The organism is Rossellomorea sp. ABR4_004 (genome assembly GCF_056159585.1).
The window spans coordinates 675,317-697,305 of the sequence record NZ_JBSWVM010000001.1 but is presented as its reverse complement, the minus strand read 5'-3'; the positions used below and the strand labels follow the sequence as shown (position 1 = coordinate 697,305).

At 39.2% G+C, this 21,989-nt stretch carries 26 protein-coding genes and 2 riboswitches; of the genes, 22 read left to right on the top strand and 4 right to left on the bottom strand.

The annotated features are described in order from the left end of the window. Nucleotides 1-33 precede the first annotated feature (33 nt). The 8 genes from ACXAF2_RS03825 to ACXAF2_RS03790 all read left to right on the top strand — a co-directional run bounded on the left by ACXAF2_RS03825 (nucleotide 34) and on the right by ACXAF2_RS03790 (nucleotide 8,531). Complete coding sequence (locus tag ACXAF2_RS03825; protein ID WP_475137436.1) at nucleotides 34-1,014, top strand: hypothetical protein; 981 nt, start codon at nucleotides 34-36, stop codon at nucleotides 1,012-1,014. Further along, the gene (locus ACXAF2_RS03820) at nucleotides 1,011-4,157 is read left to right on the top strand and encodes a phage tail spike protein (RefSeq protein WP_475137435.1); all 3,147 of its coding nucleotides are present in this window, start codon (nucleotides 1,011-1,013) and stop codon (nucleotides 4,155-4,157) included. The genes ACXAF2_RS03825 and ACXAF2_RS03820 overlap by 4 nt, the downstream gene beginning before the upstream one ends. Nucleotides 4,158-4,170: 13 nt before the next feature. Then, a complete protein-coding gene (locus tag ACXAF2_RS03815; protein ID WP_475137434.1) occupies nucleotides 4,171-4,368 on the top strand; it encodes a hypothetical protein in 198 nt (65 codons plus the stop codon). 39 nt (nucleotides 4,369-4,407) lie between these two features. Beyond that, complete coding sequence (locus tag ACXAF2_RS03810; RefSeq protein WP_475137433.1) at nucleotides 4,408-4,620, top strand: hypothetical protein; 213 nt, start codon at nucleotides 4,408-4,410, stop codon at nucleotides 4,618-4,620. A 28-nt stretch (nucleotides 4,621-4,648) separates the two neighbouring features. Next, the gene (locus ACXAF2_RS03805; RefSeq protein ID WP_475137432.1) at nucleotides 4,649-5,047 is read left to right on the top strand and encodes a phage holin family protein; all 399 of its coding nucleotides are present in this window, start codon (nucleotides 4,649-4,651) and stop codon (nucleotides 5,045-5,047) included. 46 nt (nucleotides 5,048-5,093) lie between these two features. After that, nucleotides 5,094-5,960, top strand: coding sequence for a peptidoglycan recognition protein family protein (locus tag ACXAF2_RS03800; RefSeq protein ID WP_475137431.1), 867 nt, complete (start codon nucleotides 5,094-5,096; stop codon nucleotides 5,958-5,960). Nucleotides 5,961-6,205: 245 nt separating this feature from the next. Beyond that, complete coding sequence (locus tag ACXAF2_RS03795) at nucleotides 6,206-8,290, top strand: cell wall-binding repeat-containing protein (RefSeq protein WP_475137430.1); 2,085 nt, start codon at nucleotides 6,206-6,208, stop codon at nucleotides 8,288-8,290. Further along, nucleotides 8,280-8,531, top strand: coding sequence for a DUF3006 family protein (locus tag ACXAF2_RS03790; RefSeq protein ID WP_475137429.1), 252 nt, complete (start codon nucleotides 8,280-8,282; stop codon nucleotides 8,529-8,531). Before ACXAF2_RS03795 ends, ACXAF2_RS03790 begins: the two co-directional genes overlap by 11 nt. A gap of 90 nt (nucleotides 8,532-8,621) precedes the next feature. Here ACXAF2_RS03790 and ACXAF2_RS03785 read toward each other — a convergent pair whose 3' ends face one another. Together ACXAF2_RS03785 and ACXAF2_RS03780 are read right to left on the bottom strand one after the other, a co-directional pair. Further along, complete coding sequence (locus ACXAF2_RS03785; RefSeq protein ID WP_475137428.1) at nucleotides 8,622-8,813, bottom strand: hypothetical protein; 192 nt, start codon at nucleotides 8,811-8,813, stop codon at nucleotides 8,622-8,624. Between the two features lie 148 nt (nucleotides 8,814-8,961). After that, nucleotides 8,962-9,216 (bottom strand): hypothetical protein, encoded by a 255-nt coding sequence (locus tag ACXAF2_RS03780; RefSeq protein ID WP_148995665.1) that lies wholly within the window; start codon nucleotides 9,214-9,216, stop codon nucleotides 8,962-8,964. A 328-nt stretch (nucleotides 9,217-9,544) separates the two neighbouring features. On the opposite strand from ACXAF2_RS03780, the gene ACXAF2_RS03775 reads away from it, so the two are divergent. From ACXAF2_RS03775 to ACXAF2_RS03725, 11 genes are all read left to right on the top strand, one after another. Continuing rightward, nucleotides 9,545-10,072, top strand: a complete 528-nt coding sequence (locus ACXAF2_RS03775; protein WP_475137427.1) for a hypothetical protein — start codon at nucleotides 9,545-9,547, stop codon at nucleotides 10,070-10,072. Between the two features lie 141 nt (nucleotides 10,073-10,213). Next, on the top strand, nucleotides 10,214-10,864 hold the full coding sequence (locus ACXAF2_RS03770) for a hypothetical protein (RefSeq protein ID WP_475137426.1): 651 nt from the start codon (nucleotides 10,214-10,216) through the stop codon (nucleotides 10,862-10,864). Between the two features lie 117 nt (nucleotides 10,865-10,981). Then, nucleotides 10,982-11,365 carry an ATPase, T2SS/T4P/T4SS family gene (locus ACXAF2_RS03765; RefSeq protein WP_475139092.1) on the top strand — a complete coding sequence of 128 codons (384 nt, stop codon included), beginning with the start codon at nucleotides 10,982-10,984 and terminating at the stop codon, nucleotides 11,363-11,365. Further along, nucleotides 11,349-12,371 (top strand): competence type IV pilus assembly protein ComGB, encoded by a 1,023-nt coding sequence (gene comGB / locus ACXAF2_RS03760; RefSeq protein ID WP_475137425.1) that lies wholly within the window; start codon nucleotides 11,349-11,351, stop codon nucleotides 12,369-12,371. The genes ACXAF2_RS03765 and comGB overlap by 17 nt, the downstream gene beginning before the upstream one ends. Nucleotides 12,372-12,471: 100 nt before the next feature. After that, nucleotides 12,472-12,777 carry a competence type IV pilus major pilin ComGC gene (gene comGC, locus ACXAF2_RS03755; protein WP_475137424.1) on the top strand — a complete coding sequence of 102 codons (306 nt, stop codon included), beginning with the start codon at nucleotides 12,472-12,474 and terminating at the stop codon, nucleotides 12,775-12,777. Beyond that, nucleotides 12,704-13,219 carry a competence type IV pilus minor pilin ComGD gene (gene comGD, locus ACXAF2_RS03750; RefSeq protein ID WP_475137423.1) on the top strand — a complete coding sequence of 172 codons (516 nt, stop codon included), beginning with the start codon at nucleotides 12,704-12,706 and terminating at the stop codon, nucleotides 13,217-13,219. Before comGC ends, comGD begins: the two co-directional genes overlap by 74 nt. Further along, complete coding sequence (locus ACXAF2_RS03745) at nucleotides 13,203-13,529, top strand: hypothetical protein (protein ID WP_475137422.1); 327 nt, start codon at nucleotides 13,203-13,205, stop codon at nucleotides 13,527-13,529. The genes comGD and ACXAF2_RS03745 overlap by 17 nt, the downstream gene beginning before the upstream one ends. Beyond that, complete coding sequence (comGF, locus tag ACXAF2_RS03740; RefSeq protein WP_475137421.1) at nucleotides 13,501-13,959, top strand: competence type IV pilus minor pilin ComGF; 459 nt, start codon at nucleotides 13,501-13,503, stop codon at nucleotides 13,957-13,959. The genes ACXAF2_RS03745 and comGF overlap by 29 nt, the downstream gene beginning before the upstream one ends. Before the next feature lie 16 nt (nucleotides 13,960-13,975). Beyond that, nucleotides 13,976-14,308, top strand: a complete 333-nt coding sequence (locus tag ACXAF2_RS03735; RefSeq protein WP_475137420.1) for a hypothetical protein — start codon at nucleotides 13,976-13,978, stop codon at nucleotides 14,306-14,308. A gap of 3 nt (nucleotides 14,309-14,311) precedes the next feature. After that, nucleotides 14,312-14,821, top strand: coding sequence for a shikimate kinase (locus tag ACXAF2_RS03730; RefSeq protein WP_475137419.1), 510 nt, complete (start codon nucleotides 14,312-14,314; stop codon nucleotides 14,819-14,821). A 48-nt stretch (nucleotides 14,822-14,869) separates the two neighbouring features. Further along, complete coding sequence (locus ACXAF2_RS03725) at nucleotides 14,870-15,049, top strand: YqzE family protein (protein ID WP_475137418.1); 180 nt, start codon at nucleotides 14,870-14,872, stop codon at nucleotides 15,047-15,049. A gap of 78 nt (nucleotides 15,050-15,127) precedes the next feature. On the opposite strand, the gene ACXAF2_RS03720 is transcribed toward ACXAF2_RS03725, so the two are convergent. Further along, nucleotides 15,128-15,919: a YqhG family protein gene (locus ACXAF2_RS03720; protein WP_475137417.1), complete on the bottom strand. Its 792-nt coding sequence runs from the start codon at nucleotides 15,917-15,919 to the stop codon at nucleotides 15,128-15,130. Continuing rightward, complete coding sequence (locus ACXAF2_RS03715; protein ID WP_475137416.1) at nucleotides 15,888-17,588, bottom strand: DEAD/DEAH box helicase; 1,701 nt, start codon at nucleotides 17,586-17,588, stop codon at nucleotides 15,888-15,890. The genes ACXAF2_RS03720 and ACXAF2_RS03715 overlap by 32 nt, the downstream gene beginning before the upstream one ends. A gap of 174 nt (nucleotides 17,589-17,762) precedes the next feature. Beyond that, nucleotides 17,763-17,854, top strand: a riboswitch (glycine riboswitch). Nucleotides 17,855-17,857: 3 nt separating this feature from the next. Continuing rightward, nucleotides 17,858-17,936, top strand: a riboswitch (glycine riboswitch). Between the two features lie 97 nt (nucleotides 17,937-18,033). Between ACXAF2_RS03715 and gcvT the strand changes: the two genes are divergently transcribed. From gcvT to gcvPB, 3 genes are read left to right on the top strand one after another with little or no spacing between them, the layout of a single operon-like run. Then, entirely contained in the window at nucleotides 18,034-19,140 is a 1,107-nt protein-coding gene (gene gcvT, locus ACXAF2_RS03710; protein ID WP_475137415.1) for a glycine cleavage system aminomethyltransferase GcvT, read from the top strand. A gap of 16 nt (nucleotides 19,141-19,156) precedes the next feature. Then, complete coding sequence (gene gcvPA, locus ACXAF2_RS03705; RefSeq protein ID WP_475137414.1) at nucleotides 19,157-20,503, top strand: aminomethyl-transferring glycine dehydrogenase subunit GcvPA; 1,347 nt, start codon at nucleotides 19,157-19,159, stop codon at nucleotides 20,501-20,503. Further along, the gene (gcvPB, locus tag ACXAF2_RS03700) at nucleotides 20,496-21,959 is read left to right on the top strand and encodes an aminomethyl-transferring glycine dehydrogenase subunit GcvPB (protein WP_475137413.1); all 1,464 of its coding nucleotides are present in this window, start codon (nucleotides 20,496-20,498) and stop codon (nucleotides 21,957-21,959) included. The genes gcvPA and gcvPB overlap by 8 nt, the downstream gene beginning before the upstream one ends. Nucleotides 21,960-21,989 lie beyond the last annotated feature (30 nt).

The window sequence follows — 21,989 nt, the reverse complement described above, 5'->3', positions numbered from 1 at the left end:
GCCAGTCCGATTACGCTGCATAATGGGGGTACAGTGCCTACTCCACCAACATTCCGATTTGTTCTTTCTCAGTCAACAACATACCTTGACATCATTGGAGATGAAAACTACATGCGGATTGGTCGTCCGGTGAGTGTGGATCAAACACCATTTCAAAAGTACACTAAGATCTTAAAAGCAAATGGCGAAAACATGACAGGCTGGGCCAATGCATTGTTTGCACCTGACGGAGGAACCAATTCAGGCACCATGACTGCGGACGGTCTTGATTATTACGCTTCAACATATGGATCAGGTACTTCTTGGCATGGACCGACCAAGTCTCGTTCCACACAAGAAACAGCTTCTGATTATCTGATCAGGGCATTTTTTAATGTGGGTAATAATCCTTCCCAGCGAGCACGTACGGAAGTCTATTTACTGAATGCTTCCAGTCAGGTGATAGGAAAGGTATCGGTCGTCCTTAGGAAGTCCACTGGCGGTGTTGATGTGGAAATCAACCTACGGAATGGGTCAAACTCAAAATACATCGTCTCAATGGATTGGACCTATTCAGACTTCTTTGGATATATGGACTTAGAGAAAGAGGGAACCGAGTTTAAATTCTCTATAGCGCAACAAGGGTTACGTGGAGACGGTTCAAATTACACCAGGCATAAACAAACATTCAGCTTTAACGATTTAAACAACGAGTTTCAGCAGGACTTAGCTGCGGTTGGAATGCACATAGGAACACATAGTAATTTTCCTGCACCGTCAAAAGCAAGAATTCGCTTAATTGAAGTGTACAAGATTAATACTGAGCCTGAAGGAATCCCATACATTGGAGAAGGTGGGGATGTATTTGAGTTTAATCATAAAGAATCAAAGATTTATAAAAATGGTGATCCGTTCACAGGTAAAGATTTTGGAGCGCGTTTCTTTCACCTTCAAGAAGGTGATAACGTTTTTGTGATTAATCCTTCTAATGTGGTTTCGGAAGTCCAGGCAATATGGAGGGATGCATTTCAATGAGTATCATACACATACTCAATCATCAAAACAGTGAGATTGTGGGCTGGATTACTAGTGTCTCCTATGACAGCCATCAGAGTTCACTTGATAATGATGAGAAATACGACTTTATTGCACCGGTAACAGAAGAAGATCTCGATAAGATACAAGGGAGATCCCGACTCCTCATCCCGGCTGACGAAGGGGATTACAGAGAATTCATTGTATACGAGAAAATCGACTTAACCATTACTTCGGAGGTTGAAGTGTATTCAGAGGCTTCATATTACGATCTTCGAAAGCTAAAAACCATCCATCCTCAAGTAAGAGACGGTCAAACTGTAGAATCTGCAGGTGAATTTGTCCTCGAGGGAATAAGGGGGTGGGAGATAGGAATCACCGAATACAGTGGCATTCGTAAGTGGATCATTGATAAAGACTTGGATGCTTACGATGCGTTAAAAGCCATTGCTTCTTTATTTGATTGTGAGATTCGGTTTAGGGTCACGATATCAGGAAATAAGGTAACAGGTCGATATGTAGATATTGTTAAAAGGGTTGGCCAAGACTCTGGAAAAGAAATCGTGGAGGGTAAAGACCTTCTTGGAATTAAACGTAGACTATTGGCCAAGCGAGTAGTTACTGCGCTGATTTGCTTAGGACCTGAAAGGGAAGACGGCACCCGATTAAAGGTTACTGTCACTGATGCGGCAGCCTTTCAGAACTGGAATTGGCAGGGGCAGCATCTTGTAGAAGTATATGAACCTCATTCTACTGACACAGAAATGACGGAGGAACGTCTTACGCAACTCGGGGAAGCGGAACTTAAAAAGAGAATCACTGCAGCTGTCGAGTATGAAGCAGAAGGAGCTTCCCTGGATCATATTTTTGGTTACGATCATGAAGTGGTCCATTTAGGGGATTCAGCCAAAATTAAAGATGAGAAGTTCAACCCTCCGATGTATTTAGATTCAAGGGTTATTTTTGTTGAGCGGTCTATCTTTGATAAATCCAAGAAGAAATACAAATTGGGTGAAGTCATTGAGTATAAAAAAGAAGATGTGTTCCGAGTTTGGAAAGACCTCCAAGCTTTGTATGCCACTAAAGTTATTAAATCACCTACACCTCCAGAAGGAAAACCAAATATTATATGGATCCAAACCGGGGGAAAAGTCGATGTTGCACATACCTGGAATGAAACCACACGAAAGTGGGAGAAAATTACCCCAACTAAGGCAGATGAAGTCGGATCTTATTCACAACCAGAGATCGATAACAAAGATCAAGGCACCTTTGAAGCAGGAACAATTTATGCTGATCAAGTAGCACAAAAAGCCGAGGATAATGCGAAGCAGCATACAGAAACCTATTCGATTGACAAGTCCACATACACGCAGAAGATTCAGGACATCGAAAATGAGCTTACCGAAAAAGTGAGTACGTTGTTATATGACAACAATCTCTTTACCCTTCAGCGGGATATCGCGGCTAAAGCGGGACTTGAATATGTGAATGGTCAGTTGGTCTCCAAGGCGGATAAGAACAACACATACACAAAAACGGAAGTGGAGAATCAGTTAAACAGTAAAGTCTCCACCACTAAGTATACGACTGATCAGGACGGTGTCGTCACACAGTTGACGAACCATGAGAGTAGGATTAATCAGACTGAGGATGGATTAACTTCTAAAGTTTCACAGACAACCTATAATCAAAAGGTTTCTTCATTAGAAACTCAAATTAGTCAGGCACACACGTTGATTCAACAGAACAGTCAACAGATACAATTGAAAGCTTCCCAATCTGAAGTGGATACTTTGAAAGGTAGGGTGTCTAGTACAGAATCATCGCTATCCGTCCAGGCAGGATTGATTGAGAGTAAGGTGTCGCAGGTTGAGTTTGATGGTTTAGAGATTGGTGGAAGGAATTTAGCAGAAAGTACATCTTCTGATTACAAAGAGGCGAATATGGGGGCGTATAACTCCACTGTACAAGTGAATAAACCTTTAGAAGAAATGGGTTTGAATGTCGGGGACCAATTAACATTTAAAGCCTACATTAAAAATCCTCCAGAAGGAATAGATAACATTTACCCGAGATTTTCGTTCTATCGTGCAGACGGTTCTTACTCTATAGCTACAGGAGGGGAGAAAATAGCCCCGGGAAGCGAAGGGTTTTCAACTTATACAGTTACTGTTCCTCAAAGCGCCACGGGTGTCGCGTTATATTTTCAGAGGGATAACGCTTCATCGAGTTCTACTGCTTTTCCGTTTCAGTATAAACTCTTGAAAGTTGAAAAAGGAAATAAGGCAACAGCATGGACTCAAGCGCCGGAAGACACGCAAGGACAAATCGATACCATCACTGGGCGAATAAGTAGCGCTGAAACAAAAATAACTCAAAACACAAATGCTATTGCCCTAAAAGCCTCTCAGTCCACCGTAGATTCATTATCAGGGAGAGTTTCAAATGCAGAATCTCAACTAACAGTCCAAGCAGGTCAAATTACAAGTAAGGTGTCTCAAACATCATTTAACTCATTAAGTGGTCGGGTTTCTTCTGCCGAGTCTACCATTAATCAACAAGCAGGAATAATTGAACAAAAGGTTTCAAAGAATGGTGTTATGTCTGCTATCAGTCAAACCTCTGAAACTATTAAAATTGCCGCATCCAAGATTCAATTTGAAGGTGCGATTTTTGGACAAAATGCGAGGTTTGCAGGATCAATTGTTTCTACAGACGGCAGCAACACATTAAAGATTGATGGTGACTCAATATCAATAAATGGCCGTGATATCTTCGATTCGGAGAGTACATTGCCGAGTATGTATGATGGAAACCTCGCTTATCCGATGGTTTCATCATACGGAAAGATGTACTTGCAAGAAATTACATTTCCGATACCTTCTGGAACACACTCTCCGGGATTCTATATAGAGAAGACGTTAAACATATCCAATTACACGAGAGTGGCCATTCCGGAAGTCTTAGGGTTCTTTTGCCATGCTGTAGCAAAGGAATGGTATGCATATGAAAATGACAGTACTCGCGTTTACGGGGGAACAGACCTCATGAGAACCAAAATCCGCATTTCCCCTCATTACAAATATACGAGCGGAGGATCCAGTGTAAAGGTCTATATCATGATTGTCGGATACAGATAGGGTGGTGAATAGAATGAGAAACCAAAATATTGACTTGTTGTTGAAAAGCTTGAAAGAAACCGTGGGAAAGCTTGCTGAAGAGAAAGCCATCTATGAGGCCATGGCTATAGAAAAAACGTCATTGATTCAACAACTCCAAGAACAAATCAGTCAGCTAAAGAGTCGCATAATTGAATTGGAAGATTCTATAGTGATCGAGGAAGCCGAATAAGGCTTTTTTATTTTTTTCAACATCAAAGGAGAGATTTAAATGAACTTTCGAATTTCTAACGTTCAAATCAAATATTCTGAGGATGGTCAATTGGAAGCTGTACAAGTTTACTTTATTGGGAATGAGCAGGATAACTCAATCAACATGAGTGGAAACATTCCCCTCACTGCTGAGGAGTATGCAGGAAACGAAAGTGTAGCTTCACTGGCAGCCCTTATTAGACAAAGAGTCATTGAACGTCTGCAAGCTTAATTAAAATAATACCGACAGGGTGAGAGAATTGGAGGAAACATCATTGTTCTTAGATTTTGAAACGTTAGATCTAGCAAAAACCTATTTATTCGGAAATGTAAAATTCTTAGACTTATTAGTGTTATTGAGTGTTGCTGATATTTTCACCGGAGTAATTAAAGCGTGGAAGGAAAAACGATTACGCAGCCGTGAAGCATGGTTTGGGTACGTGAGAAAAATGTTAAGTTTTCTTGTTGTCATCGTGGCAAATGTAATAGATCAAATTCTCGGATTGAACGGCGTTCTTACTTTCGGAACCGTTCTTTTTTATATTGCAAATGAAGGGCTATCAATTGCTGAAAACCTTGCTCAAATTGGAGTCAAGATTCCAAAAGCCATTACGGATCGATTGCAGGTCATTGAAAATCAAAGTGAAGAGAAGAAATAAGAGCTGCCTTTAAGGTAGCTCTTTTCATTTGAAAGGGGAGATTTGAATGGCGGTCAAACTTAATTACCATAAGAAACATATTAGAAAAAATGAGTTCAGTAGACCGGGGTATAAACTTTTACGCGTACAGGCTGTAATAGATCATTACACTGCTAACCCAGGTGCGGATGCAGAAGATCATTATAATTACTTTAATAAAACTGTGTTACAAATTAAGCGTTATGCAGGAGCTCATATCTTTGTCGATCGATATAAGGCACTTGAACTAATTCCTTTAAACGAAGGAACATTTGGAGGAAACGACGGGGGCAACGCTGCTCTTAAGTTACCAACACTTAGAGCAAAGGCCCCTCGTTATCCAACACGTACAGGAGATGGAAATGCAAATCTATTGTGTATACATGTTGAAATGTGCTTGGAGCCTAATGGCACTATTCATCCAGACACAATCAAGAGGACTGCATTGGTTCACCAGATGTTACAGAGAAGATTTCCTCAGTTAAAAGACACTTACAATCGATTCGTACGTCATTTTGATGTAACAGGAAAGAATTGTCCGGCACCAATGGTAAAGGATCCTTCTCTGTATAAATACTTACTTGATATGACACATGGAAAAATTGAAATAAATCCGACAGTAACACCAGCAGAGGAGGAAGAAGAAATGATTAAAATGGCAGTAGTAGTATATTCAGATGCAGATTTAAGTGTGGGGTATGATCTGGCGAATGAGAAGAAATGCGGACTCTACAACAGAAAGTCCTTGGAAAATGAAGCGCTAAAGATCAATGAGCTCATGGTGGTCGGTGGACCGACTGATGGACTGGAGAAGAAAACGAATCGTGTCATCGATCTTTCTGGAACTGATCGATGGGATACTCGTAAGAAAGTTATTCACTATCTGGGTAAGTAATGTGAATAATAGAGAAGTACTGAGTGAATAATAAAATTACACCATCAAGAAATAGCATGGCTCATAAGATTTACCCTCTTCCCTCTGAAGAGGGTAATTTTATCCTCTTGGATATTATCCTCATACCACTCAAATTTTCACTAACTACTCCAACTCGCCTATAACCATATGATTCAAATGTACTTCCCCTGAATCTGCCAGTATGGTAGAATTATATAGTATTTTCCATTTTAAGGAGGTATCATATGAAAAAAGTATCGTTTGTTTTATTTTCTATTATTTTAGTGATTAGTAGTATTATTGTTTATCCGTTTTCTAGTGAAGCAGCAAGTGATTACACAAGACTTTCTGGAAGCACTAGGTTAGACACAGCTATTGAAGTATCAAAAGAAGGGTGGCCAAATGGACTTACCTCTTCTGAAAAAGCGGTTGTGTTAGCAAGAGCTGACAATCCTGCTGATGCATTAGCTTCAGCGAGTTTAGCTGGAGTGAAGGATGCTTCCATTCTACTTACATATCCAACAAAATTAGATCAATCTGTAGTAGACGAATTAAAACGTTTAGGTACTAAAAAGGTATATTTGCTTGGTGGAGCTGCTGCTATCTCTGCTAATGTAGAAAACTCTCTAAGATCAAAGGGATATAATGTACAACGTGTAGCAGGAAAAAGTAGATTTGAAACTGCTTCTGAGATAAATAAAGTGGCAGGTACTTCGAAAGGTTCCAAAGCAATTCTCGCTAATGGATACACTGTTGCCGATGCCCTATCTGCTTCTGCAGCGTCCTCTATTAATCAAGTACCTATTTACCTAACAGAAAAAAATCAACTTAGTATGAATTTGCCTTCTTCTATTAAACAAGTAGATGTATATGGAGGAGTAGGTGTTATTTCAACTAATGTTGAAAAAGAGTTGAAGGCTAAAGGGATTTCAGTAAAACGAATTTCAGGAATCAATCGTTACGCAACAAGCGTAGCTGCAGCAAAAAATTTGAACATTAATTCAGATAACATAATTTTAGTTCGTGGAACGTCTTCATCTACTACAAAACAAGATTATCCTGATGCGGTTGCTGCTTCTGGTTTAGCTAATAAAATGAATGCAAGAATACTCTTGATTCACCCTGAACATTCAGCCAGTGAAACAAAACAATATTTAAGTGATAAAACTCTTAATACATATGTATTAGGAGGAGAAAATGCAATTTCAACCAATGCCTTAAATCAATTAGGATATGATTCTCCAGCGAGATTATTGGTACATTTCATTGATGTAGGACAAGGTGATAGTATCTTCATTGAAATGCCTAATGGTAAGACGATGCTTGTTGATGGAGGTAAGAAATCAGCAGGTGATGAGGTTGTTAGTCACCTAAAGTCACAAGGAGTTAAAAAGATTGATGTTATGGTCGCGACTCACCCAGACGCTGATCACATCGGAGGATTAATCGATGTTCTTAATGAGTTTCCAGTAGGTAAAGTAATCGATAGTGGAAAACCGCATACTTCAGAGACTTATCTAGAATATTTATCATTAATTGATCAGAAGAATATTCCATTCGAGGTTGCAGAAGAAGGCGACTTTATTGAATTAGATCAGGCAGTAAACGTAGAAGTGCTGAATAGTGGTGCTAATAATACGGATAACAACGATGCTAGTGTCGTACTAATGGTTTCTCATGAAGAAGTTGATTACTTGTTAACCGGAGATGCGGGAGTAGACGTAGAAGAACGTTTAATTCAAGAATATGACTTGGATGCTGAAGTACTTAAAGTAGGTCATCATGGCTCTTACACAAGCACATCGCAAGCCTTTGTCGAAGCAGTAGATCCTACTTTTGGAATTCTTTCTTACGGTGAAGGGAATCAGTACGGTCACCCACACAGTGAAGTTTACAATAGATTAATGGATTATGGTGTAGATTTAATCTCTACTGTTAATGGTACAATAGAAATGTCTGATGATGGGGATTATATTTATATTGGTCAACAACCAACCAACCCTGATCCAGAGCCAACTCCAGAACCAACTGCTAATGTTTCACTAACAGGTGTTAATCTAAACACAGAGGTTGTAACAGTGAAAAATAATGGCAGCAATGACACTAACATGACAGGATGGACTTTAGTAAGTGTTGAAGGGAATCAAACCTTTAAATTTCCAGCAAACTTCATCCTTAAATCAGGAAGTACAGTGAATATTACTTCTGGAGCTAATGCAATTAACAATCCTCCAACCTACTTAAAATGGACTGGAGCTTATATCTGGAATAATAATGGGGATACTGCTCAACTATACAATTCTCAAGGAGAGTTAGTTAGTGAATATTAAAAAATACACATTGGATCAAATAGAAGGAAACAAAGCAACACTTCTTTTAAGATCAAATGAATCTGAGGAATTAATCGTTGATAAGGATATAGTACTTCCTGCAGTAGAAGGGGATATTCTTGAGGTTACTTTTTCAGAGACTAACGAAATACTGTCAACTAAGGTGTTAGCTAAGGAAACTACAGCTGCTAAGCAAAAAGCTAATGATTTACTACAAAAACTTATCAATAAGAGTAAATAAACAAGAGCCCAACTCAATTGAGTTGGGCCCTTTACATTTCATTTATATGTTCTCCAAGCTAAAACTCGACAATGATTCTCAATAGAAACCTTAGTCAAGCAAACTGTCACTAAAAAAAGAATACTTTTTTACGATTTCTTCAAAGGTTCCTTCATCAACTATTGGAAGGTTCTCATTGTCTGGGCAATCAAAGTGTAAAATGCTGTTGGCATAATTTAGAGCGACTTGATCTTGTGGTTGATAATATTCCTTACAGTGCACACATCTAATTTTATTCTTCAACATACTTCCTCCTTTACATTGTTAATAAAATATTCAAGAAAGCGATACTATTTTCCTGCATAAATTACAAATATATATGTAAAGTTACTATTTTATGTGTAGAAGCATTAAAAAGAACATCACACAAAGTGATGTTCAGGTTTTAATCTTATTCTGAAGCAATAGGAGAAGGTTGTTTTTCCCAATTAGTTGGGCCCTCGTTTGGTTCGATGAATTTTCTCCAATACTCACCAGTTTGTTTATCATAAAGAATGATATTTTGTTCGTTTACTGGAACTAGTTCATATCTAGATTCGTCTTTTGCAACAGAATCTTTCTGTAATGAATTCGAAATTAGCCAGGAACCTAAAAGGATACAAACTCCTAAAAAACAAATAGATAAATACATTAGATTCTTACTCATGGTTGCCCTCCAAGAAATAAATGTGATGTAAAAAAATGCACTTTAGTAAGAATAACAAATTCTAAACTGCTAATTTTTCTAAATCTTACATGAATTTTTTAAGTATTACAATAATTATTCTCGTAAGAATAATTATTCTTTTAGGAATATTTATACAATTCAAGAAACTAATGGATTATAATCGCTTTAGAGACTATTTAGGCCTAAATACCTCTATGTGAATTTATTTTTGATTAAATTTACGCAATTTTATTTCATATATGAAGTAAAGTAAATCTTTTATTAGAATTTGAGCGAATATAATACTATCAGTGAAAGGATGTTCATTTTGAAATCATCGAAAATATTATTATCACTAGGTCTTGCATTATCACTTTCAAGTTTCTCATTAAGCTCGGTAAGTGCACAAAAAAACCCGGATCTAAAAATTTCTGATCAACCCAACGCTTGTCCGGAGGTAGGTTCATATACTACTTCTTATAAAAGTAAAACTACTTCAAATAAAACAGATTTTACACATTATGCATATAATGGTAGTTCTAGTAATGATTCAGTCAGTCATTCAGTAGCGATTTCCCATCAGGCAACAGTATCACTAGGTGGAGAGGCATCCTTTGATGCTTTGGTAGCAGGAGCTAAAATAAATGCAAACGTTGGATATGGATATAACAATACAAAAACAATAACTAAAACTTGGTCAATTCCTAAAGGGAATTGGAAGTTAACTGCTGGAAGTAGATGGGTTAAATCTACTGGGACGCGTTACTACATCGCTCCACCATGTAACTTAACTAATGGAAAAACAACCACTGCAAACTATACTTATGCCACATGGAGTTCTAAAACTGAGCAATAAGAAAATAAATTTAGAAAACTCGATGAAGAAATTCTTTCATTGGGTTTTCTTTTTAAACGAAATGATCATTTTAGGCTCGGGTTATTAAGAACTAAATTAAATACATATATAAATCTTTAAAATAACGGGGGAAATACAAAAATGCTAAAAAACACTAAAATGTTTGTGGTTATTATTTTGGTCATGTTTTCCTTACTAGGATGTTCAACTATAGAGAAATCTTCATCTTCTGATAACGAAAACAAAAACGAAACGACAGCCACACATCAAGATAAAGCAGTTAGTCAACAAGAAGCACAGCCAAAACAGGATTTAGCTCAAGCTCATCTGGATAACAGGTATACATTAGAAAAAAAACTGTTGCCACCTAAATTTGTCATTACGAATTTTGAGATTACTTATGATTCTTCAAAAAAAGAAGTGAAATACCTTGTAGATTATTTAATGGATTTAGACATTTATGAAAGCTTGACTAAAGGGAAGCAAGAAATGTATTTTTCATTAGAATATCCTGAGAATGTGCATGAAATTTATGAAACACCATTTTCTACATTAGTAAAGTCAGAAGAACCGATCAATAATAAAATGAATTACCAGGTCATAATTAAACAAAAAGTTGGATCAGATATAAGTACACAAGAGATAAATGATATTACGAATAATTTAGAGAAATATAATTTACATATTGCAGATAAAGATAAAGACACAATAGCGATATTTGATGACATCATTGGTTTTATGGATTATGAACCTGGAGTTTCAAAATCTGAGCACATTGATGACACGAATTAATAAATGTTAATAAATTTCTAAGATCAATAAAAGGTCTTGAGTGGTTGGCAGTATTTCAGCAGACACAGTAGTACCCCTTCTTATATTGAAGGGGTATTTTTTTAGTATGGTCCTACTATTATTACTGGTCATTTAGTGATCACGACCATGCATACGAGGGATGCAAAAGGTGCGGTTTACCGTTTAATGGAATTAGGAATTGAATGGCATGATATTCAACAAACACTGTTAGCCGTATCAGCACAGAGATTACTAAAGTTAGTTTGTCCGATCTGCAAAACGGAGTGTGGGGGGAATTGTCTTCGAGGTAAAAAGGTTAATAGAGCTTCTGTCTATGAAATTATTACAGGAAGTGCTTTGAAAGAAGTAATAAAGGAGGCGAAGGGGGAGTCGGTCCAATATCAATATCCTACACTCCAAACCTTGATCAATAAGGGGGTGGCACTAGGATTTGTTTCAGAACTTGAATATAGGAAATGGATACATGAAGAGAAACGATGATCAAGGCAAGTTTCTTAAAAGACTTGGAGACCTCCTCCAAAAGGGTTATAGTTTTTCAGAAGCCATCGATTTTCTCCTGCTCCCTAAAGAAAAAAATACGCTCAAATTAAAAAAGAGAATGATTATATCGTTGCAAAAAGGAGAGTCCGTCTCTTCGGTCATCAACAAACAGCTGAACATCCCTAGCCACGTCAGTGCACAAATTTATTTTGCCGAGCATCATGGCCAAATGGGCCAGACTCTGTCAGAGGCGGGAAGCTATCTGATAAAAAGAAGAAAAAATCAGCAGAAAATCCAACAGGTCATTCAGTATCCATTAATACTCATCGTTGTATCGATAGTAACGATGGTCTTGCTACAAAAAGTGCTTTTCCCAAGATTTCAATCTTTGTATACTTCTATCGGATATGAACCTTCAGCGAATTTAAAGTACCTCTTACACTTCATTGAAAGCTTCCCATTTATTTTCAGTATATTTTTACTATCACTCATTCTCTGCACCATAGTATTCTCCCTGTTCCAAAAAAGAATTTCTCCAATTAAAGTCTCAGTTACACTATGCAAAATCCCTTATCTGTCAAATTATTTAAGGCTTGGTCACTCACACTTTTTTGCGAGAGAACTAAGCTTCCTTCTCACAAGCGGGGTATCCATCACAGAGTCCCTCCTCATCATTGAAAGTCAATCCTTCCGACCAACATTACAATACGTTTCAAAAAAATTGATTAAAGGATTAAAAGAAGGGAAACCATTTCATGACTGTTTCTCATCTCTTCCGTTTTTTCAAAAAGAGTTACCTTTTGTTGTCCATCACGGGCAATCCAATGGACGATTAGCAGAAGAACTGGGACTTTATAGTGAAATATGTTTCCAAGAATTAGAAGAGAATACTAATGCATTACTTAAATATATTCAGCCGATGATCTTTACTTTTGTAGGTTTATTCATCATGGTGATCTACTTCTCCATTATGATGCCGTTATTTCAGATGATGCAGGGTATTTAGAAAATTAGCAATGCCTCTACACAACAGCAAATGAAATGAATTTCGTCGTGTCACCACATTCTCATCAGAAACAAATTCACAAAACCGAAGGAGGAACACCATGCTCAAAAACGAAAAAGGCTTCACCCTAATCGAAATGATGATTGTTCTATTAGTCATATCTGTATTGCTTTTTATTACGATACCCAACGTCACTAACCAAAGCAATTCAATTAATTCCAAAGGCTGCGAAGCATTTGTTCACATGGTGGAAGGCCAGGTTGAGGCCTACAAAATGGATGGGAATGCGCTTCCGGTCACAATAGATACCCTCGTCACAGACGGGTATTTAAATGAGAATTATAAAGCCTGCCCCGACGGAAGTGCCATCACCATTGATGCCGAAGGGAAGGTATCCTCTAATTAATGAAGTAAGATATGGGGAAGCTGGGTATACACTTATTGAGATGCTTGTCGTCTTATTGATTTTCACGACCCTTATGTCTTGGGTCAGCTTTTCCATCCTTCCTATGAAAGAAGTGAATGAAAAGGACTTATTTCTTTCACAGCTACAATCAGACCTCTACCAGATCCAAAGCTACAGCATTAGACATCAAGTTCCCATCACAGTGACCTTTTACCCTGGAACAAATAAGTACGTTGCGAAAACCGCTACTAGACAAACGATTGTCTCAAGAGAGATATCGTCTTCCATTCAGATTACATCAATAAACAGCTTATCAGACATCACATTCTATCCGGATGGAAATACAAATCGATTCGGCAAGCTGAACTTTAAAATGGGAGATACCATGATTCAGCTCATGTTTCAAATTGGGCAAGGGAGGTTTTATGTACAAGAATACTAAAGGTTTCTCACTTCCGGAAACCCTTATTGCCTTCAGTTGCATCTTTATGATAGCAGGCGTATTTATACCTTTTCTGATCCAATATGCTTCTCAACTTCAACGACTTCAGTATGAAGTGGAGGCTTTGAAATTTCTTGAAGAAGGGGTGAAAAAGGCAATCGTCACTCACGAGTATGTGAATCATTCAAGAATGTATAAAGGTGTCAGATATGAACTCGATTGGAAAGGGGGAGTCAATGAAGAAGCGTGTGTCCACTATCATAAAAGAGGCGCGGATCCCCATGAAGTCTGTATCTCAAAGGCTGAATAACAAAGGGTTTACATTAATCGAGGCTCTGTTAAGCTTTACAGTATTTTGCATGATTTCACTATGCATTCCACTCATCATGAAGGGCTTCTCTTCGATAAAAAATGATATGGTTCCGCCACATTATTATGAATGGAATCTATTCAATGAAAGTTTGAGAAATGAACTATGGAGAGGGGAAAGTGTAGTGATCACGCCTGATAAGGTTTCTTTTCTGGTGAGTGGTGAATCCATTTCGTATGAAAAGTATAATCAATCTATTCGAAGGAGGGTAAATAATCAAGGGCATGAAGTGGTTCTACAGTCAGTGGATTCATTTAGCTTTGCATCCATTATTCAGGGAGTGCATATGGATTTGGAGTTTGTGGGTGGAGAAAAAGTGGAGGGGGAGTTCTTTTACTTTTCAACCGAAGCAGGAGAAGGAATGCATTAACAATAAGGGGTTTATATTGCCATACACTTTATTCCTTCTGATGATTGTTTTATCTGTAGGGTTTGCTGCAAAGGATCTCTTTATAAGTAAATATCTATACTTAACAAATATGAAAAACATTTATGAAAGAAATGTAAGTGTATCCCATGCGGTCCTGTTGGAGATGGAGAGTGGGATGCTTACTTCCAAACAATTGAAAGGAAATTATGGTGAAATCGTGACCAGCAGCGATATGGTCACCCCGGATGAAATACGATTGGAAGTGACGTTCAAACGGGATGATAAGCTTTTTCTTCCAACGACGGTTGTGTATAATAGGGAAACAAAACACATAATAAGTTGGGAGTAGAATATGAAACCGATTTTTTTTATTGGATTTATGGGGGTAGGAAAAACGACGATTGGGAAACATCTTGGGGAATTACTGAATCTACCGGTCATTGATATGGACAGTTACATTGAAAACAAAGAGAAAAAGCCTATTAAAGAGATGTTCAATCAGCAGGGGGAACAACATTTCAGAGATCTGGAAAACAAAGTGCTCCTTGAGTTAGCCAACAAGCAAGCGATTATCACTACGGGTGGTGGAGTGATTGAAAGGGAAGAAAACCGGGAGATCTTGCGACAACAGGAATTTGTATTCCACCTGACTTGTCCTTTTGCTTCATTATGGTCCCGTTTAGAAGGCGATGAAAATCGTCCACTCGTACAAAAATATTCAAAGGAACGGTTATCGAGTTTATTCACCCTTCGCTTCCCACTGTATGAGAGTGGAAGCTCCATAACGATTCATACAGACAATAAAACCATAGAAGAGGTTATTGAAGAAATACTGCCTTATCTAGATCGGCAAGCTGAATAAAATTTCTTATAGCCGGTTATACTGATAAAAGCAGGAGGTGGTGCTTTTATGTCAGTGAATGATTATGTTAAATTCATAACACAAACATTTGTCCAACATTATGAAAAATCACCTCATGAGCGTAAAAGTTTAAAGAAGCAACGAAAAAATGAGCGAGAACCATTCCTTTTTCGCTGGTTCGGGATCATCCCATATGCTTTCATGATCATGTTTAAGAAAAATAAATAGGTAACGGCTGCCCTTTTGGCAGTCTTTTTTTTGGATTTAAACGGAGTAAGCGTCTGAAGAACTTACTCCGTTTAATCATTAATTGTTGTTCTGCAAATAAAAGATCCCGCCGTTAATAATATCAATGAAAATCTTAGGTTCATATTGTTCTTTTAAGGCTTGTTGTTCCAGGAAATAGGATTCGGGCTTTTCCTCTTGATCTCCATAAAAGTGATTCAATAATTGTAAATCTTCCTCCCACGTCTTTCGTGCCTGCTCAGCCCATTCAACAGGTTCCTTTTTGATCTCTTCATACAGGTACGTTTGAATGCGGTTCACTCCGCTTTTCGGTTTGATGATCGGAGTCAATGTGAACGAGAAATCAGGAATCTTAGGTGTCAGATTTCTTGACATCAATGACGAATGAAAGTTTTCCTGAAGTACGCCATTGATCAGATTTAATCCGATACTTCGAATGCTGTCTTTCTTTCGGTTGGATTGATACGAAATTTTGATATTCAGTCCGAGCCAGGGATGAAGAGGGGTTTGCTGACCACTCGGTGTGAGCCGGTTTTCGTATAAGCGAATATACCCTGCTAAATTTCGTGTTGAATGGAAGATTTGGTGTAACCTTGGAGAACCAAAGTGAATAGGTTCCCCTTTTAATTCTTCAGGTGCTTTATCCGGATTCGTTATTAGGGACAATGTCATCGGATTTGGAATACCTCCCGTTTTCTCAAGGTAGTGCCAATAGAAAGGGCGGTTCATCAGCTCCTTATCCAAATCAATCGTGAGCTGGACGGTCATATGACCGTTTCCGTTCGCAACCAGGTCACATCCATTAGCCACGAAGTATCTCTCAAGAAATTGATGAATTTCGTGCTGCTGCATTTGATTTCTCCTCCTTTAATTGTTCGGCAAATTGAATCATACTCGTTAAATTCTCCATTTTAATCTTCATTTCCCCTTCCGTTCTGGATGAAGAAAGAATATCGGTTACATGCTCTTCAAAGTCCCGGAAATCCAGGCGGGTAAGGATTTCATCCAATTGTCCGATCACTCGTTCAAAGAGATTGATCTTCTCATAAAGAAGTTTTAATATATGTTCTTCGACCGTGTCTCTTGTAGCGAAATTGTAAATATGAACATCTTCTGTCTGTCCTAGACGATGGACACGACCGATTCGCTGCTCTAACCTCATAGGATTCCAGGGCAGGTCAAAGTTGATCACATGATGGCAGAATTGGAGGTTGATTCCTTCCCCTCCTGCCTCAGTAGCAATTAGCACCTGTGCGTGCTTTTGAAAGAGTTCACGCATCCAGTCCTTTTTCCCCCGTTTAAATCCACCTCGGAAAGGTACGGAGCTTATTCCGTGCTGTTTTAAGAACCATTGCAGATAGAGCTGTGTTGCCCGGTACTCTGTAAAAATGATCACTTTATCATTGATCGATTGAACGATTTCCAATGCTTTCTGAGCCTTGGAGTTCATTGTCACGTTTTCTACTTTTTTCATCAGGGTGCCAATCGTATCCTCAAAACCAGCAGTCGGAGCTTCCTTCTTCTCAAGCATGTTTTTAAGAGTATAAAATACTGCTTCACGAGAGCTGCATGCTTCTCTTTGAAGTGTCAACAGGGAGAAGGAACTTGAATTTGCCCAGTCATCATAGTTCCCCCTGAGTAAATCGATACTGTTATATAGATCTCTTTCGGCGTCGTTAAAATCGATTAAAACAGTCTTTACATGCCGTTTTGTCCATTCAATACCCGTATCGCTGCGTCTGTTACGAATCATCACTTTGTTAATGAGACTTTTTAAATGTTCGTCCTCTTGAAGAGTACGGTCCCCTTTTTTATATCTGTCAGAAAACCCGGATTCATTTCCGAGATGTCCAGGCTTAAGGAGAGAAACCAGATGAAAAATCTCTTCGACACGATTTTGGATAGGTGTTGCTGTCAGAAGAAGGCAGAATTTCTTCTTTAGGTTCTGGACAAATTCATAGTTTTTGGTTTTATGATTTTTTAGTTTGTGAGCTTCATCGATAATCACCAAATCATAGTCCTGTTCATAGACTTTTTCCCGATGTGGGCTCCGCTTAGCCGTATCCATGGATGAAACGACTATATCGCACTGATCCCATACGTAACTTTTTCGTTGGGGAACAGCAGGAATGAAAAACTTACTGTTTAATTCATAGGCCCATTGAGAGACCAGGGAAGCAGGAACCAATATTAATACTTTCTTCACTAATCCTCTAATCATGTATTCTTTTAATATCAATCCGGCTTCAATGGTTTTACCTAATCCAACCTCATCTGCAAGGATCGCTTTTCCGTTCATCGTTTCGACAACCTGCTTTGCTGCTTCAAGCTGATGGGGGAGCGGAGTGACATTTGCCAAATGTTTTGGTGCTTGCAGGCCTTCAAAGTTCGGAATTGCAAGATGATGTTCAAATTCGATGGCCAGCTTATAAAGCTCCCAATTTCCCCATGGGCCATCGTTATCAATTAAATTTTCGAGACCCTCGCCCCATTCTTCATCAAATAAAACCTCAACATTCATCTGAAAAACATCTCCTTAATTCTAATAAAAATGATTGCTCAATCCTCGTATTTAATGGTAGGATGAAAATAGATTTTCTAATGTTAAAAAAACTCGAAAATCCGAACATTCACATTTACTACATTTCTTCTGTATATTTCTAGTATGACCAAATGTTTCAAGGAATATTGGCGAATGATAACAAGGGGAGAGACTGTGCATTCAGCGCCGAAGGAGCAAGCACATTTAAGTGTGAATCTCTCAGGCAAAAAGACTCTTGTTGGACGCAACTCTGGAGAGTGTTTCCGTACGGGAAACCACCAAAGGGGAAAGCCGTTCTTCGGTAAACTTTCAGGTGCAAGGACAGAGAAAACTTCTTTATGAAAAGGGGTTTTTCTGTCCTTTTTTCATGGGATAAAACTTGGTTAAGGATTATGCATGTAAGGAAGATAAAGGGGGAAAAGTCATGTCAGAGTTAAAACAAACACCTTTATACGAAGTGTACAAAGAGTATGGAGGAAAGACCATCGACTTCGGTGGCTGGGCTTTACCAGTACAATTCTCAAGCATTAAAGAAGAACATGAAGCGGTACGATCCCGGGCTGGACTATTCGACGTTTCTCATATGGGAGAAATTGAAGTGAAGGGTGAAGGGGCTCTTGACTACTTACAAAGAATGATGACCAATGATGTCTCCAAAGTAAAAGATGGAGGAGCGCAGTATACGGCTATGTGCTACGAAAACGGTGGGACGGTCGATGACTTATTAGTTTATAAAATAAAAGATAATGATTATTTGCTCGTTGTTAATGCGGCAAATATAGATAAAGATTTTCAGTGGCTGAAGGAACATGAAGTCGACGGCGTGGAAATCAACAACATCTCTGAACATATGGCTCAATTGGCACTTCAAGGTCCACTTGCTGAACGGGTTTTACAAATACTTACAAACGAACATTCACTAAGCGATATCGGATTCTTTAAATTCCAGACCGAAGTGAATATAGATGGTAAGCATGCACTTGTTTCACGTACCGGTTACACAGGGGAAGACGGATTTGAGATTTACTGTGATGCAGGTGATGCGGCTGCAATATGGAAAGCGATCCTGGATGCAGGAAAAGAACATGGTGTACTTCCATGCGGACTTGGTGCACGTGATACCTTGCGTTTTGAAGCGAACCTTGCCCTTTACGGTCAAGAATTATCTCAATCGATCACGCCGATCGAAGCAGGGATTGGATTCGCCGTAAAAGTGAATAAAGAGGTTCCATTCAATGGTCAGGAAGTGCTGAAACAACAAAAGGATGAAGGCGCCCCAAGAAAAATCGTCGGGATTGAAATGATCGATCGCGGAATTCCACGCCATGGATATAAGGTGTATTCCGGTGAAGAAGAAATAGGGGAAGTCACAACCGGTACACAATCGCCAACATTAAAGAAAAATGTAGGATTAGCATTACTTGATAAAGAGTTTACTTCTTTAGATACGGAAGTGCTGGTTGAAATCAGAGGGAAAAAGTTAAAAGCGAAAGTAGTAGCCACACCATTCTATAAAAGACCAAAGAAATAGGGGAGGAATGACGGTCATGAAGCATCGTTATTTACCGATGACAGAGCAGGATCAAAGGGAAATGCTAGACAGCATAGGAGTAGACAGCGTTAACGATCTATTTGAAGATATTCCTGAGAAGGTTCGTTTCAAAGGGGATTACAAAATCAAAGAAGCGAAGTCAGAAACGGAATTGGTAAAGGAACTGACCAAAATGGCAGCGAAGAATGCTGACCTGAAAAGTCATTCATCCTTTTTGGGGGCAGGAGTATACGACCACTACATGCCGATCATCGTGGATCATGTGTTATCACGCTCTGAATTTTATACAGCTTATACACCATATCAGCCGGAAATCTCGCAAGGAGAACTTCAAGCCATTTTTGAATTCCAAACGATGATTTGTGAGCTGACCGGCATGGATGTAGCCAATTCTTCCATGTACGATGGAGGAACGGCTCTTGCAGAAGCAGCTATGCTTAGTGCAGGGCAGACCCGTCGAAAAAAGGTACTGGTTTCAAGCACTGTGCATCCGGAATCACGTGATGTCCTGAGATCTTATGCAAAAGGCCAATATATAGAAGTCGTAGAAATCCCACACAATAACGGTGTTACGGATGTGGAAGAACTTAAGAAATTAATGAGTAGTGAAATTGCAGCGGTAGTCGTTCAATATCCTAACTTCTTCGGCCGGGTAGAAGAACTAAAAGCCATCGAAGAAGTGACTCATGCTGAAAAAGCGATGTTCGTGGTTTCTTCAAACCCGCTTGCATTAGGGGCACTTACTCCTCCTGGACAATTAGGAGCCGATATCGTCATTGGTGATGCACAGCCATTTGGTATTCCAAGTGCATTCGGTGGACCGCACTGTGGATACTTCGCCGTTAACAAAAAGCTAATGCGTAAAGTTCCAGGCCGTCTTGTTGGTCAAACAGTTGATGAAGATGGAATCAGAGGGTTTGTTTTGACTCTTCAAGCACGTGAACAGCATATCCGTCGAGATAAAGCCACGTCGAATATTTGTTCAAACCAGGCATTAAATGCACTCGCTGCATCTGTAGCCATGACGGCACTTGGAAAACAAGGCGTTAAAGAGATGGCACTTCAAAATATCCAAAAAGCACATTATGCAAAAGAAGCCTTTAAAGCAAGAGGGTTCTCCATTGCATTTGAAGGACCATCATTCAATGAATTTGTCGTAAAGGTAAATATGCCGGTTAATGAAATCAATCAAAAGCTCTTAGGAAAAGAAATGATTGGTGGATACGATTTAGGATTAATGGATGACAGCTTATCACAGCACATGCTCGTGGCTGTTACTGAACTTCGCAGCAAAGAAGAAATTGACGCATTCGTAGCAGAATTGGGGGATTGTCATGAATAAGCAAGATCAACCTCTTATTTTTGAATTATCTAAAGAAGGCCGTGTCGGGTATAGCTTACCTGAAATGGATGTACCACAGGTGGAATTATCGGATCTCATCCCATCGGATTATATCCGTTCGGAAAATCCAGAGCTTCCAGAAGTATCCGAACTGGATATCATGCGCCATTATACGGCCTTATCAAAACGTAATCATGGTGTGGATTCCGGTTTCTATCCACTAGGGTCTTGTACGATGAAGTACAATCCGAAGGTGAATGAAAACGTTGCACGCTTAAATGGATTCGCTCATATCAATCCTCTTCAAGAAGCGGAAAGCGTTCAAGGTGCCCTTGAATTGATGTATGATCTTCAGGAGCATTTGAAAGAGATCACTGGCATGGATGAAGTGACCCTTCAACCTGCTGCAGGTGCTCATGGAGAATGGACGGGTCTTATGATGATCCGTGCTTATCATGAAGCAAATGGCGACACTCACCGTACGAAGGTCATCGTACCGGATTCTGCTCATGGAACAAATCCTGCCAGTGCGACTGTAGCAGGTTTTGAAACGGTAACGGTCAAATCAAACGAGAATGGATTAGTTGATTTGGAAGATCTGAAGCGTGTTGTAGGAGATGATACAGCGGCCCTGATGCTGACCAATCCGAACACACTTGGATTATTTGAAGAAAACATTCTGGAAATGGCTGCTATCATTCATGAAGCAGGCGGTAAGCTGTATTATGATGGTGCCAATTTAAATGCCGTATTATCAAAAGCCAGACCGGGGGACATGGGATTTGATGTCGTGCATTTAAATCTTCATAAAACCTTTACGGGTCCTCACGGAGGCGGTGGTCCGGGAAGCGGTCCTGTCGGAGTGAAGGAAGACTTGATTAAATACCTCCCAAAACCGGTCCTGGTGAAAAATGGAGATAAATTCGAATTCGATTACAACCGCCCTGATTCCATTGGACGTGTAAAACCTTATTATGGGAACTTTGGAATCAATGTTCGTGCCTATACGTACATCAGAACGATGGGTCCAGACGGGCTGAGAGCCGTTACGGAAAACGCGGTCCTGAATGCAAATTACATGATGCGCCGACTGGCTCCTCACTTTGACCTTCCATACGATCGTCATTGTAAGCATGAATTTGTCATCAGCGGAAAACGTCAGAAGAAGCTCGGCGTCCGTACATTGGATATTGCGAAGCGACTACTCGACTTCGGATATCATCCACCAACGATTTACTTCCCATTAAATGTGGAAGAATGCATGATGATCGAGCCAACTGAAACAGAATCTAAAGAAACACTCGATTCCTTCATTGATGCCATGATCCAGATTGCCAAAGAAGCAGAAGAAACGCCGGAAATCGTCCAGGAAGCACCTCATACAACCATCGTCAAACGTATGGACGAAACACTCGCAGCAAGAAAACCGGTACTGCGTTATACAAAAGAAAACTAAAGAATATAAAATTGGAAATCCCCGCAGCCA